Raw genomic sequence first — 12,534 nt, 5'->3', positions numbered from 1 at the left:
CGAGTGCCGGGCCCCGTTGGCCGGGTTTTGGAGAACCTTTCGGGGGGGCGCCGTTGTTGGGAACGGATTTCTTCCGACTTTTGCGCCCCGGTTTTATTTCTAACCGCCCGGAGCTTAGTTGTATTCTTAGGTCATTTACGTAGTCAATGTCCACTCCCATATCCGCGCTGCAGGCTTTGCTGGCGCAGCCGCAGCAGGTTGTTATCACCACGCACCACAAGCCCGACGCCGACGCGCTGGGCTCTTCCCTGGCCTGGGCCGGCTACCTCAAGCAGCGGGGCCACCACGTCACGGTGGTAGCGCCGTCGGATTACCCGGCCTTCCTCAACTGGATGGAGGGCAACGACGAGGTCGTCATCTACGAAAAGCGCCAGAACGACGCCCAGGTCCGGGACCTCTTTCACCGCGCCGACGTTATCTGCTGCCTCGATTTCAGCTGCCTGAACCGCATCAACGAGCTCGGCGACTACGTGCGCAGCTCACCGGCCGTGAAGGTGCTCGTTGACCACCACCAGCAGCCTGAGAACTTCGCCGACATCAGCTTTTCGCAACCCAAGGCGGCGGCAACGGCCGAGATGATTTTTGAAATCATCCGCGACCTCGGCGACCAGGACTTGATTACCAAAGAAATGGGCGAATGCCTCTACGCCGGTATCATGACCGACACGGGCTCGTTCCGCCACCCCAGCACCTCGCGCAACGTCCACCTCATCATCGCCGAGCTGCTCAAGGTCAACATCGACCTCTCGGCCGTACACCGCCGCATCTACGACTCGCACTCCGAAATCCGCCTGCGCTTCCTGGGCTACGTGCTGAAGGACAAGCTAGTGGTAAACCGTAAGTACAACACGGCATACATTGCCATCTCGCAGGAAGAGCTGCGCGAGTACCAGAGCAAAACCGGTGATACCGAGGGCCTGGTGAACTACGCGCTGAGCATCGAGGGCATCGTGTTTGCGGCTGTTTTCATCGACCGCGGCGTGGCCGTCAAAATTTCTTTCCGCTCGGTGGGCGACTTCTCGGTAAGCGACTTTTCGCGCCGGCATTTCGACGGCGGCGGGCACCACAACGCTTCCGGCGGCATCAGCTACCAGACTTTGGATGAGACGGTGGACCGCTTTCTGAGCATTCTGCCCGAGTACCAGGAGCAGCTGACGGGCGCGCCGCTGGCGGTTGCGCCCCCCGTGGCGTAACTTTGCGACATTCTTGTTTTTTCCCTTCTTTTTACTTCATGCTTTTTTCCTCCCGCCCTGCGCGGCAGTTGGCCCTGGCGGCCGGGCTGCTGGGCTTCGCAACCCTGACGGCCTGTAACAAAGGCGATGGCGAATTTGCTAAAACCAAATCCGGCATCGAATACAAAATCTACAAAAAAGAAGGCGGCAAGTACGTTTTCAAAAGCGTAGCCAACGGCATCGACCCGACGTTCAAGAGCCGCATCGGTAAGTTCCTGACCGGCCATCTCTCCTACCGTACCGGCAAAGACTCGGTGCTGGAAGATACCCGCAAGAAAATCGGCGCCCCCGTGCCTCTGCCTCTGATGGAGCTCAAGCAGATGGGCGGCCCCGAGGAAGCCTTCTCCCTGCTGCAGCCCGGCGACAGCGGCGTGTTCCGCTTCTCGGCCGACTCGCTCTTCAAAGGCCCCGGCCGCCCCGTGCCCGGCTACCTCAAAAAGGCTGGCAACGTGGTGGTCATGACTCTGGCTACCGACAAGCTGGTGGAAGAGAAAGAAGCCCAAGCCATGCAGCAGGACCTGCAGCAGAAAATGATGGCCAAGCAGCAGCAGGAAATGATGTCCTACGCTGCCGAGCAGCTGAAAAAGGACGACGTAGTGCTGCAGGACTACATCAAGAAAAACAACCTGACGGTGAAGAAAACCCCGTCGGGCATGTACTATCAGATTCTGAAAGCCGGCACTGGCACCAACGCCAAGCCCGGCCAGAAGGTAAGCGTAAACTATACCGGCACGCTACTGAGCGGCAAGGAGTTCGACTCGTCGGCCAAAGCCGGCAAGCCATTCGAATTCCCGCTGGGCCAGGGCCAGGTGATTCCGGGTTGGGACGAGGGCATTGCCCTGCTCAACAAGGGCAGTCGCGCCATCCTGCTGATTCCCTCGACCTTGGCTTACGGCCAGCGCGGAGCGGGCGCCGACATTCCGGCCGACTCGCCCCTGCGCTTCGAAGTGGAATTGGTTGACGTGAAGTAGTGTTGCACAGTCCGGCCGGGTGGCCGGCCGGACGTCTCTCTAAAGGACAATCCGGCCGGTTACTCGGCCGGATTGTCTATTTTTACCCCTAAGATGATGAAACGCACGTTGTTTTCTTTCCCGGCCCTGAAGGCATTATTTTTCCTGGTGCTGGCCGTGCCGGCCTTCTGGAGCTGCAACACCGAAACGGCTTACATGAAGTCGATACGCGAGCAGACGGAAGCCTATAAGATTATCGACAACGATACCATTCAGAACTATATCCGTCGCAACGGTTACGTCAACAGCGCGCAGACCACCGCTACCGGCCTGTCCATCGTGACGCTGACGGCGGGCCCGGCTACCGGCACCGCCGTCACGGCAGGCAAGCAGGTGCGGGTGAAATACGTCGGCCGCTTTCTGAACAATAGCTACAACAACACGCTGTTTCCTCCTGGTGGTATCTTCGAAAACTCTTCGGAAAATCATTCGACCTGCGGCTGCGCAGTTTTCACCGGTGGGGTAGCCTCGCCTTTTGGCGCGGGCTTCAGCGAAGGCCTGCTGACGATGCGCGAAGGCGACCGCAAACTACTGCTGATTCCCTCGCGCTTGGCCTTTAGCACTGCCGGTCAGGTTAATGCCACCAACACGGGCTATACCATTCCCCCGAATGCCGTGCTGTCATTCGACATTGAGGTTCTCGACGTTCTATAATCTTTACCTGTGCAACGACCAGCCCTTCTGCGTCTGCTATCGGTGTGGCGTCTGACGGCGCTGGCTGGCGTGGTATGGTTCGGTGCCCCAGACGGCCTGCGCGCACAGGATGTTGCCAAGCCTGCGGTGCCCGGCGTTCCCACTGCTCCACCACCCGCTGCCGACACCGCAAAGCTGGCAACGCAGCAAACGCCCGGCGGCGTACGCTACGTGTTTCATGTGCGCGGCACCGGCCCCACGGCCCAGCCCGGCAGCCGGGTAGCGGTGCGCTACACCGGCTTTTTGCCCGATGGCCATGCCTTCGACGCTACGGCTGCTTCGGGTGGCCCGCTACGGTTTCGGGTAGCGCGCGGCGAGGTAATTCCCGGCTGGGATGAGCTGTTGCAGGTGCTGCCCGCCGGCTCGCGGGTGCGGGCCTGGATTCCGGCCCACATGGCCTACGGTGCCAAAGGCTTTACGGACCTCGATAATGAGCAGATTTTCGTTATTCCGCCCGATACGGAACTGGTGTTTGAGTTGTACGTCGTGAGTGTGCGCTAGGGTGTTGGCCCGGCCGTCCGGCATTTTACTTTGCTTTTTCGATGCGTTTTTCTCTTTTCTGTGGTAGCCTGCTTGCGCTGGGTATTGCCAGCGAGGCCGTCGCCCAAACGGCAACTGCCGAATTCCAACGGACGCCTTCGGGCATCGAATACCGCCTGTTCCGCCGCGACAAAGCCGGCAAATTCAAGCCCCGCCCGCTCAATCCGCCCGGTGATGCGCCCTACGCCAGTCGGGTCGGTAAGCTTCTCACCACCCACTTTCAGTACCTCAATGGCCGCGACTCGGTGCTCATCGACTCGCGCCGGATGGGGCCGCTGGCCCAGCCCTTCCCCCTGATGGCCCAGCCGACGCCCGGCAGCATCGAAGAGGGTATGAGTTTCCTACTGCCCGGCGACAGCGCCGTGTTTCGCTTCCAGGCCGACTCGGTGTTTAAGAAAACTTTCCATCAGCCCGTGCCGGCGTTCATCGCCAAACGCGGCAATATGTTCGTAGCCGCTTTCCGGGCTTTTGAGCTGACTTCGGAGGAAGAAATAAAAGCCAAGCTGGTGGCCAAGGACGAAGCCCAGATTCTGGCTTATCTAAAAAGCCGTAAGGCCACGGCCAAAAAAACGCCCGGCGGCACATACTACCTCGTCACGCGTCCCGGCACCGGCCCTTTGCCCCAGCCTGGCCAAACGGTGAGCGTGCTCTACCGGGGTACTATTCTCAGCACCGGCGCCGAGTTCGACGCCTCGGTTAAGCACGGCAACGTTCCCTTCGAATTTGTGCTGGGCCGCCGCCAAGTAATCCAGGGCTGGGACCAGGGCGTGGCGATGCTGCCGAAGGGCAGTAAAGCCGTGCTGTACATCCCTTCGGCGCTGGGCTACGGCGCCCGGGGCTCGGGGCCCAATATTCCGCCGAATTCGGTGCTCCGCTTCGAAGTTGAAGTCACCGACATCAAGTAATAACGAAGAAGGCCGCTGGAATCCAGCGGCCTTCTTCGTTATTATTTGCACTGTACCCAAACGGCTATTCCGCCAGCACTTCCGACAAAATATCCAGCGAGCGGATTTCGCCCATCTGCTCCACGTGCAGCTGGTAGTAGCGAATGACTACACTCAGCAACTCGCGGCGCACGCGGCCATTGGGAATAGTGCTCTGGAACGGGTTGCCCAGCAGCTCATCAAAATAGCCTTCGAACTCGCGCAACCGCAGCGTGGGCGGACTGCTGACGCCGTAGCTCGTCGGCGCACTGCCCGCCATAATCACCTGGTCCACCAGCTCGCCGCCCGTGCTCACCCCGAAGCCCAGGTAGCCCGCCAGGTGCAGCAGAAAAATCAGCGCAAAGTTCTCCGTGCCGGTTTCCTGCTGGTCGAAAGCCAGCATGGTGTCGTGTAGAAAATTAAACAGCGGCTCGTTGGGCTCTTCTTCGCGCACGGCCCGCGATACGACTTCCGACAGCAGCAGCACCACGCTGCTTTTCTGCACATCGTAAGGCAGCGTCTGGAATGGCTCAGCGCAACGGTATTCCGACAGGCGCGAGAGGGTACTGCTGCCCTTGGGCGTATAGGCCACCAAATCGAGCAGCGTAAAGGACTGAAACAAGGCGATGCGACCCGGCGGCTTGGCCTTGCGCACGCTATTCACCACGTAGCTCTGCACGCCCAGCCGCTCGGTGTAGATGCGGGCAATGATGCTCGTTTCGCGGTATTTCAGGTAGCTGAGGACAATGCCCCGGGTTTTAACTAGCATATTTATTAAACGGTTAGCTTATGACTGTTAGCTATTGGCTTTTTTCGAACGAAAGCTAACAGCTGATAGCTCCCAGCTAACCGCTTTATTATTTGCTCAGTACCGCCACCTTGCTTACACAGGTATTGCCACCATCCGCATCCGACGACAGGACCAGATACACGCCGGAGCGCACGCGCTGACCATTGGCATCGGTCATGTTCCAGGTGAGGGTGCCGCCGGTGGCCGTGGTGGCATACACCAGGTGGCCAGCCACGTCCGTAATTTTTACCAGTGCATTGTTAGCCAAACCCGAAACGCCTACTACACCAGTATAATCCGGCCGCACGGGATTGGGCGAAACCTTGGTGCAGTTGGGTTTGCCTTCGGTTATCGTGGCCGAGCCGCGGTACGATACCACACCGCCGTCGGTAGACACCCATACATCGCCGGTGCGGTCGTTCACAGCCACATCCACAATGCGGTTGGAGGGCAGCGGACTATTATCGGTGGTGAAGTGCAGCAGCGCCTCGTTAGCATCGGCGCTGAACAGCCAGAGCCCTTCGTCGGTACCAAACCATTTGCGATTGGCACCATCGACGGCCATTGCCCGCACCGCTGTGTTCCAGAGCGCCGGAAAGCCGGCGCCTTCGCCGCGGGTAACGTTGGGCGTCAGAAAGCTTACTTCAGATAGGAAGGCCCCTCCCGGCCCGCTTAGCCGGGCTACCCCCAGCAGCGTGGCCGCCCAGATATCGCCCGTCTGGTCTTTCACAATATCATACACTTCGTTGCTCGGCAGGCCATCGGCCGAGGAAAAGTGCTTCGTCTGGTTGCTAACCGGGTCTACGGCAATGATGCCCGGCGCGGCGGAAGTGCCGTCTGTCTTGCGCGACACTGATGCCCACACGAAGCCATTGTCATCCAGCGCCAGGCGGTCAAGAATCTGCATTCCTTCCCGAAAAGCGGTAGGTGAAGTCAGGGTAGGCGGCGAAGTGCTGGGGTCCAGCCTGAATAAACCCGAGGTCTGCTGCAAGCCGTGCCGATTGGTTAGCCAGATGCTGCCATCAGCGGCCGTGGCAAGGTCGCCGATATAGCACGTTTTATCATCCGGCCCGGTAGTGGCATTCTTCAGGATGCTGTTCCTGGCATCGAATACTTCGTAGTTTCCTACGCCATTCCACCTCACCAGCCCGTCGCCGTAGCTTCCGATGTACAGGGTGCTGCCATCGAGCGTGCGGGCGCCGCGCACAAAATCGCGTAGCTGCGGCAAATCGGTAGCCGAAGGCAAGGACTGGCGCGTGTAATTGGTCCATTGCCCAAGCGCGTATTCGTAAAATGCTCCGCCCGAGCCCTGTGGGGCATAACGGTCACTATAAAGGCCGGCAAATACATCAACTGTATTACTACGCGAATCGGCCAGGATGCTGAATCCCAGGCGCCCCTGCGGACCATTAGGTTGGAATAACTCTACCGTCGGCGCAGGGCCTGGCACAATATGCCGGAATCCCAGATTGTAGTCGGCGATGTAGTAGCTGCCATCGTCGGCCCGTAAGCCGTCGTAGGTGCGTATGCCCGCCGTGCTCTTCGGAATCAGCACAGTTTGTGAAAAGCTGCCATCACTACCCCGGGATAGCAACTGAACATCTGCATTTTCCCCCAACAAAAGCAACCCTGTAGCAATAGTGCGCAGCTTAAACAAATTGCCGCCATACCCTGCGAAAAGCCAGGTACCGCCAGCCGGGGAATTCTGCCGCGGTGCGTAAGCATATACTACTCCTTCCGGATACGAGCCGGCGTATACGGTGCCGTTCAGTGTAGCCAGTATGTGTCGTGGCCGGCTGCCAGCGGCCGGCATTTTCGTCCAGTTACGGTAGTCAAGCAGGTTGACGGAGCTGCTCAATCGCCCCCGCAGCAGGCCTTCCGAAGTTGACACAAACAGGGTATCGTGCGCAGTAGTAACCGAATACGTTTGCACCTGCGCTCCATTGGCGCCAATAGTGCTGTAAGTGTCCGCAATTTCCAGCTTGGTCAGATTCACTACCACCAAGCCAAAATCGGTAGCGATGTACGCCCGGTCACCCAGCACCTTTACCTGGTTTACATTGCGGGTACCCGAAATGGCTTTTCGGGCCACATCATTCAGGTTCCGGACTTTCCCATTGGGCTGAATAATGTCAATGTTGTTGTTGCGGTACACCACCACGGTTTGCTTCGTAGCCGGGTCGTAGTCAAGCCCGGCTACGTTCACATCGCTCAGTCCATCGCGGCGCGACAGCATGTGTGTTGTGTTCTGCGCTTTATCCAGAAAATAGAATGAGCTTTCGGTGCCTACGTATATGCGGTCGCCGGCATCGGCCAAGTATAGCGGCCGGTTGGCGGGCAAGTGGAGTTGCCAGTCGCCGTAGCCTACGCTCTGCGCCCGGACCATACCGCTCAGCAGCACCAGCGAAAGAAAAAAACAAAAGCTGCGAAAGACGTGCGTCATAGCCAAAAAGAAAACCCCTAAAAACAAATTACCGCCGAAGCGTAGCGTTCTAACAACGCCAACAGTGGCTATTTAGTGCGTGGCCGCCGCCTGAATACTAGCCGGCTGCTTGGCTTGCATGCCCGCCAGAAAGCACGGCCGGCAGCGCGCTTCATACGAATCGGTTTCGCCCAGTAGCACTTGGCTTTCGCTGGCTGCAATGCGGTAGGAATAGGAAGCTATTTCGCCGCAGCACACGCACACGGCGTGCACTTTGGTCACAAACTCGGCCGTGGCCAGCAGCGCCGGAATCGGGCCGAAAGGCCGGCCCAGGTAATCCATATCCAACCCGGCTACCACTACGCGCACACCATTGTTGGCCAACTGCTCACACACCTCTACCAGCGAGCTGTCGAAGAACTGGGCCTCATCAATGCCCACTACATCCGACCCGGCCGCCAGTAGCAGAATTTCGGCCGGCAGCGCCACTGGCGTCGAGCGGATGCTATTGGCATTGTGCGACACCACATCTTCGGCGTGGTAGCGGGTATCTAGCGCGGGTTTAAAAATCTCAACCTGCTGCCGGGCAATGCGGGCGCGGGTCAGCCGCCGAATAAGTTCTTCGGTTTTGCCCGAAAACATCGAGCCGCACACCACTTCAATCCAGCCCCGGTGGGGCGCATGGTGGCGGTTGCCAACGCGGGGTTCAATAAACAAAGTGAATACGGAGTTGAGGTGGTTTTGAACCCTAAAGTTAAGTACCAAGCCGGCAGGATGCCAGCCTTGTTCTCGACTACGAAGGCCTACTTACGCTCACTCAGCATCTTGCTTTGTTATTCATACTGCACGTGTGGCAGCTTGGTGGCTTCGGGCACGCGCGCCAGCAATTCGCCCGTCAGCAGACGGGCCTGGCAGGTCAGCCGCTCATCGGGCCGGAGCCGCCCGGCGGTGTTGTAGCGACGTTCAGCTTCGGTGAGGGGCGCCAGGTTTTCGCCGCCTGCCAGCACCTGCACCCGGCAGGTAGTGCAGCGGCCTTTGGCCCCGCAGGCGTGGCGCCAGTCGAAGCCCGCGGCCTGCAGCGCGGCCAGTAGCGTGGTTTCGGGCGGGGTTTCGATAACGGCGCCGGGCAAATTTTGAACGGTCAGGAGGGGCATTTATGCCTAACTTCGGCCATTGAAACCGGCCTTTCTTATGCAAGACAAATATAGCCTCGCCAAGTGCGAGCAATACGGTCGCCGCCTCGCGGCCCGGCTCTGCGACCAGCACTTTGCCTCCCAGCCCGATGCCAGCCTCGACGGCCCGGCTATCCTGAAATTTACTCCCGTCCGGCAACTCAATCTGCTGGTGATGCGCCAGCTTCTGCAGCAGTGGCAGAGCGAAACAGCCCGCCTGCGCAGCCCTTATTTCGATTTTGAAGCGCCCGCCGTGCAGGCGGCCCTCACGCAGTTTATGAACGTGTTGTCGCGCCATATGCGGCTCGACCGCGTCGCCTTCGAGCCGCTGCTGGCCCGCGCCGCCGCTGATACGCTGCTCATCGTGGCCGACCCTATTGGCACTTTCGAGCGTCTGCTTCTCGGCAACACCACCCAGCCCACCAGCGCGCAGTTGCGCGACAACCTGCGCTACTTCGATATCGACAAAGATTTTTTCACGGGTTTCATCGACAGCCTGCCGCCGTCTCCGGAGCTCACGCCCGAATTCCTGCATCACCGCTTCGAACTCTACCACGCTGCCAATTATAAGGCCCACCAGCCCATGCAACGGCTGGTAGCCACGCTCAGCAGCCTGCTGCCCCTTACCGAAGCCGACCTGCGCGAGGATGGTCCGGTATCCGCTGCTTCAGCCCCGGCTACCATCGTCGAAAAGCCCACCGCCCCAGCGCCGCCAGCCAGCGCGCCAGTTGTTCCAACTCCTCCTCCGATGCCAGTCAGCCCGCCGCCTGCTCCGGTTTCGGAACCAGTAATTGCGCCGGTAGCCGAGCCGGCTCCAGCTATTCCCACTTTCGTTGAGCCCAAGCCTACCGTAACGCCCCAGCCCACCCAGGAGCCCACCGATGCCATCCCGCTCCACGAAAAGCTCAAAGCATCTCAACCCGCCGCTGCCCCGCTCGCCGAAACGCTCCGGGCCGGCACCGCCTCCTTCACCGAGCGTAGCGCCCCCAAGGTAGAAACCCTGCGCGAAGCTATTTCCATCAACCAGCGCTTCAGCTTCATCAACGAGTTGTTCAACGGCGAAAACATGGAATACCACGCCGCCATCCAGCACCTCGACTCGCTGCCCACGGCCGAAGAAGCCCGCACCTACGTCACTTCCGACCTCGCCAGCCGCTACGGCTGGAACAACAACCGCAAGGAAGAACACGTCAATAAGCTCCTGAAGCTCATCGAGCGGAAGTTCGCCTAAGCCCGCGCTATCGTGCAGCTGTTTGCTCCCGGCACCCGTAGCCGCCGCTGGTTTCTGCCCTGGTGTCTGGCCATGGCCCTGTTGGCCAATCTGGCCTACCCCATGTACGTGCACTACGATTTCTCGCACTCGCTCGATACCCGCGGCTATCTCCGCATGGCCACCGGCCGCTTCGATAGCGTAAGCGTCACCCGCCGCTACCGGATACTGGTGCCTGCCGCCGCGGCCATCGTAGCCGCGCCCGTCGCTAAGGTGTACGGCCACATCTGGCCCCAGCGCCCGGCCGGTCTCTGGCCCCTACGCTTCGCGTTCTACCTTGTCAATTGCATACTGCTGGCCGCCGCCGCTGCCACCTGGTTCAACACCGCCCGCCTCAGCGGCGCCCCGGCCGAAGCCGCTGCGCTAGCTATGCTGGCCGTCCTCTCCAGCCGCTGGGCCGAATACGGGGCGGGCCTTCCCCTCACCGACAGTTTATACCTATTAATCTTTGGCTTAAGCTACTACGCCTGCCGTCGCGGCTCCGGTGCTGGCTGGGCCATTGCTCTCAGCCTGCTCCTCGGCCCCTTAGCCAAAGAATCCTTCGTCTTTTTACTACCGTGGATTTTCTGGTTTGGCCGCCCCGCCCTGTCGTGGCCCAAACAAGCCATAGCGCTAATTATCGGCTGCCTGACGCTAGCTCTAACGCATCACTACATCGACCGCAGCATCGCCGCCGCCTCCACCGAAACCGTTTCCAACGCGCTAAATCACCTGGAGAACATCCGCTATTCCCTGCACCGGGCCGCTTCTCCAAAAGGCATTGGCGAGTTACTGAGCATCTTTGGCTTCTTCACGCTCATCCCCGCATTTGCTTTTTTTCTCAAGAAAAGCCGAACCAGCACCTCATTATCAATAGCTTCTGAAGGGTTCAACTTTCTAAAAAGCGCCGACTTCTGGTTTGTAGCTATTGTCGCAATACACATGCTACTGTCCGGCGACTTAGGCCGCATGGGGTATTTAGCCGCCCCTCTTTTCGTAGTCCTCCTAGCTAATTCCCTCAAGAATTGGCGCCCCTTGCTACAAAGCTAGTACCGCTACGCAGCTTCCAGCCATTATCGCAGCAAATCCTGCTTCCGATAAGCATCAATTGCCAGCAAGCTAAACAACAACACGGTAAACGACCACAGCGACGACCCACCGTAGCTGAAGAATGGCAACGGTATGCCCACTACCGGAGCCAGCCCCATCGTCATGCCCATATTCACCGTCATGTGGAAGAATAATATACTGGCCACACAGTACCCATACGTCCGCCCAAACACGGATTTCTGCCGCTCCGCCACATACACTATCCGCCACAACAATGTCAGATAAAGCCCAATTACCACGGCACTCCCCAGCCAGCCAAACTCCTCCCCTATCGTACAAAATATAAAGTCAGTACTCTGCTCAGGCACAAAGTCAAATTTAGTCTGAGTCCCCTGCAAAAACCCCTTGCCTAAAAATCCGCCCGACCCAAGCGCAATCTTGCTCTGCGTCACATTCCACCCCTTCCCCAGTGGGTCAGCCGATGGATTAATCAACACCTCAATCCGCTGCCGCTGGTGTTGCTGCAACACATTATTATAGAAAAAATCTACCCCCAGCACCATTCCTATCACCGTCGCCCACACTCCCACTGAAAGCGGTAGAAAGTGCCGAAACACCCTCCGATTCGCAACAAAAACCCCCAATAGCACCGCTGTAAAAAAGCCAATCAGCCACAACTTAGGCACCAGCAGTGCCAGTAGTAGGATAACTCCCGCTGCCGCCAGCAATAACAAAATCAAAGGCGACATGCCCTCCCGAAAATAAGCCAGCAGCAGCGCTCCAAAAACCAACGCCTGCCCCGACTCATTCGACGCAACTATTAGTAGTGGTGGCAACAACGTTATACCTGCCAGCACCAGCTGGTCACGCCAATTCTGGTACCGCAAATTAATCCCCGCCATAAATCGCGAAGCCGCCAAAGCTGTAGTAAACTTGGCAAATTCCGCCGGTTGCAACCGCACCGGCCCCAGCTCCAGCCACGACCTCGACCCCGCAATCGGCCGAGCCACAAACATAGTAATCAGCAGCAGCACCACCATCCCGCCATACAGAATATAAGCCAACGTATCGTAGGCCTTATAATCCAACACCAACAGCACCACTATCAACACAACCGCTGTTCCAATCCACAGCAACTGCTTAAACCAATTGAAAGTCATCAACTGGTCAAAGCTCAAAGACGAAAGAGGGTTAGCCGGAGCATCCGGCGAATAGCTCGATGCATAAATCGACAGCCACCCCAGCCCGACCAATATCACATACAATAACACCGTTGGCCAATCAATACTTCGGCTATACCGTGCAGGAGTTGCTTGATTCATCGCGTTAAACTTAACCCCAAACTATACCTATCCACAGCTTCAGCAATAACTAGCAGCCCTGGCGCGGAGACTGGTGTAAAAGCAAACAGCCTGCCGCTGGTAAAAGCGGCAGGCTGTACGTGTAAAAGGTT

The 12,534-nt window shown here is 58.6% G+C and carries 12 protein-coding genes; 7 read left to right on the top strand and 5 right to left on the bottom strand.

The features are described from left to right. The first annotated feature begins 146 nt into the window (after positions 1–146). The 5 genes from Q5H93_RS19850 (at position 147) to Q5H93_RS19830 (ending at position 4,380) form a co-directional block, all read left to right on the top strand. Positions 147–1,193, top strand: coding sequence for a DHH family phosphoesterase (locus Q5H93_RS19850; protein ID WP_305008411.1), 1,047 nt, complete (start codon positions 147–149; stop codon positions 1,191–1,193). 38 nt (positions 1,194–1,231) lie between these two features. After that, on the top strand, positions 1,232–2,203 hold the full coding sequence (locus Q5H93_RS19845; protein WP_305008409.1) for an FKBP-type peptidyl-prolyl cis-trans isomerase: 972 nt from the start codon (positions 1,232–1,234) through the stop codon (positions 2,201–2,203). Between the two features lie 93 nt (positions 2,204–2,296). Then, on the top strand, positions 2,297–2,896 hold the full coding sequence (locus Q5H93_RS19840; protein WP_305008407.1) for an FKBP-type peptidyl-prolyl cis-trans isomerase: 600 nt from the start codon (positions 2,297–2,299) through the stop codon (positions 2,894–2,896). Positions 2,897–2,905: 9 nt separating this feature from the next. Next, positions 2,906–3,436: an FKBP-type peptidyl-prolyl cis-trans isomerase gene (locus Q5H93_RS19835; protein ID WP_305008406.1), complete on the top strand. Its 531-nt coding sequence runs from the start codon at positions 2,906–2,908 to the stop codon at positions 3,434–3,436. Positions 3,437–3,477: 41 nt separating this feature from the next. Beyond that, entirely contained in the window at positions 3,478–4,380 is a 903-nt protein-coding gene (locus Q5H93_RS19830) for an FKBP-type peptidyl-prolyl cis-trans isomerase (RefSeq protein WP_305008405.1), read from the top strand. A 64-nt stretch (positions 4,381–4,444) separates the two neighbouring features. On the opposite strand, the gene recO is transcribed toward Q5H93_RS19830, so the two are convergent. From recO to Q5H93_RS19810, 4 genes are all read right to left on the bottom strand, one after another. Next, positions 4,445–5,167 (bottom strand): DNA repair protein RecO, encoded by a 723-nt coding sequence (gene recO, locus Q5H93_RS19825; RefSeq protein ID WP_305008404.1) that lies wholly within the window; start codon positions 5,165–5,167, stop codon positions 4,445–4,447. An 88-nt stretch (positions 5,168–5,255) separates the two neighbouring features. Next, entirely contained in the window at positions 5,256–7,631 is a 2,376-nt protein-coding gene (gene porZ / locus Q5H93_RS19820; RefSeq protein WP_305008403.1) for a type IX secretion system anionic LPS delivery protein PorZ, read from the bottom strand. A 72-nt stretch (positions 7,632–7,703) separates the two neighbouring features. Next, positions 7,704–8,327, bottom strand: coding sequence for a thymidine kinase (locus tag Q5H93_RS19815; protein ID WP_305008402.1), 624 nt, complete (start codon positions 8,325–8,327; stop codon positions 7,704–7,706). Positions 8,328–8,443: 116 nt separating this feature from the next. Next, a complete protein-coding gene (locus Q5H93_RS19810) occupies positions 8,444–8,764 on the bottom strand; it encodes a 2Fe-2S iron-sulfur cluster-binding protein (protein ID WP_305008401.1) in 321 nt (106 codons plus the stop codon). A gap of 37 nt (positions 8,765–8,801) precedes the next feature. Between Q5H93_RS19810 and Q5H93_RS19805 the strand changes: the two genes are divergently transcribed. Both Q5H93_RS19805 and Q5H93_RS19800 read left to right on the top strand, forming a co-directional pair. Beyond that, complete coding sequence (locus tag Q5H93_RS19805; protein ID WP_305008400.1) at positions 8,802–10,013, top strand: DUF8457 domain-containing protein; 1,212 nt, start codon at positions 8,802–8,804, stop codon at positions 10,011–10,013. A 12-nt stretch (positions 10,014–10,025) separates the two neighbouring features. Beyond that, positions 10,026–11,081, top strand: a complete 1,056-nt coding sequence (locus tag Q5H93_RS19800) for a hypothetical protein (protein ID WP_305008399.1) — start codon at positions 10,026–10,028, stop codon at positions 11,079–11,081. A 23-nt stretch (positions 11,082–11,104) separates the two neighbouring features. Here the strand turns inward: Q5H93_RS19800 and rodA are convergent, their stop codons facing one another. Further along, positions 11,105–12,403 (bottom strand): rod shape-determining protein RodA, encoded by a 1,299-nt coding sequence (rodA, locus tag Q5H93_RS19795; RefSeq protein ID WP_305008398.1) that lies wholly within the window; start codon positions 12,401–12,403, stop codon positions 11,105–11,107. Between the last annotated feature and the right edge of the window lie 131 nt (positions 12,404–12,534).

It is taken from the genome of Hymenobacter aranciens (genome assembly GCF_030580865.1).
GTDB classification, from domain to species: domain Bacteria; phylum Bacteroidota; class Bacteroidia; order Cytophagales; family Hymenobacteraceae; genus Hymenobacter; species Hymenobacter aranciens.
Note: the sequence above shows the minus strand (reverse complement) of the source record. Positions and strands in the feature narration are given on the sequence as shown.

What these genes read in the sequence shown, in the direction of transcription:
- Q5H93_RS19830 (WP_305008405.1), top strand. Translation starts at nt 3,478, where the DNA reads ATGCGTTTTTCTCTTTTCTGTGGTAGCCTGCTTGCGCTGGGTATTGCC.
- recO (WP_305008404.1), bottom strand. Translation starts at nt 5,167, where the DNA reads ATGCTAGTTAAAACCCGGGGCATTGTCCTCAGCTACCTGAAATACCGC.
- Q5H93_RS19850 (WP_305008411.1), top strand. Translation starts at nt 147, where the DNA reads ATGTCCACTCCCATATCCGCGCTGCAGGCTTTGCTGGCGCAGCCGCAG.
- rodA (WP_305008398.1), bottom strand. Translation starts at nt 12,403, where the DNA reads ATGAATCAAGCAACTCCTGCACGGTATAGCCGAAGTATTGATTGGCCA.
- Q5H93_RS19810 (WP_305008401.1), bottom strand. Translation starts at nt 8,764, where the DNA reads ATGCCCCTCCTGACCGTTCAAAATTTGCCCGGCGCCGTTATCGAAACC.
- Q5H93_RS19840 (WP_305008407.1), top strand. Translation starts at nt 2,297, where the DNA reads ATGATGAAACGCACGTTGTTTTCTTTCCCGGCCCTGAAGGCATTATTT.
- Q5H93_RS19805 (WP_305008400.1), top strand. Translation starts at nt 8,802, where the DNA reads ATGCAAGACAAATATAGCCTCGCCAAGTGCGAGCAATACGGTCGCCGC.
- Q5H93_RS19845 (WP_305008409.1), top strand. Translation starts at nt 1,232, where the DNA reads ATGCTTTTTTCCTCCCGCCCTGCGCGGCAGTTGGCCCTGGCGGCCGGG.
- porZ (WP_305008403.1), bottom strand. Translation starts at nt 7,631, where the DNA reads ATGACGCACGTCTTTCGCAGCTTTTGTTTTTTTCTTTCGCTGGTGCTG.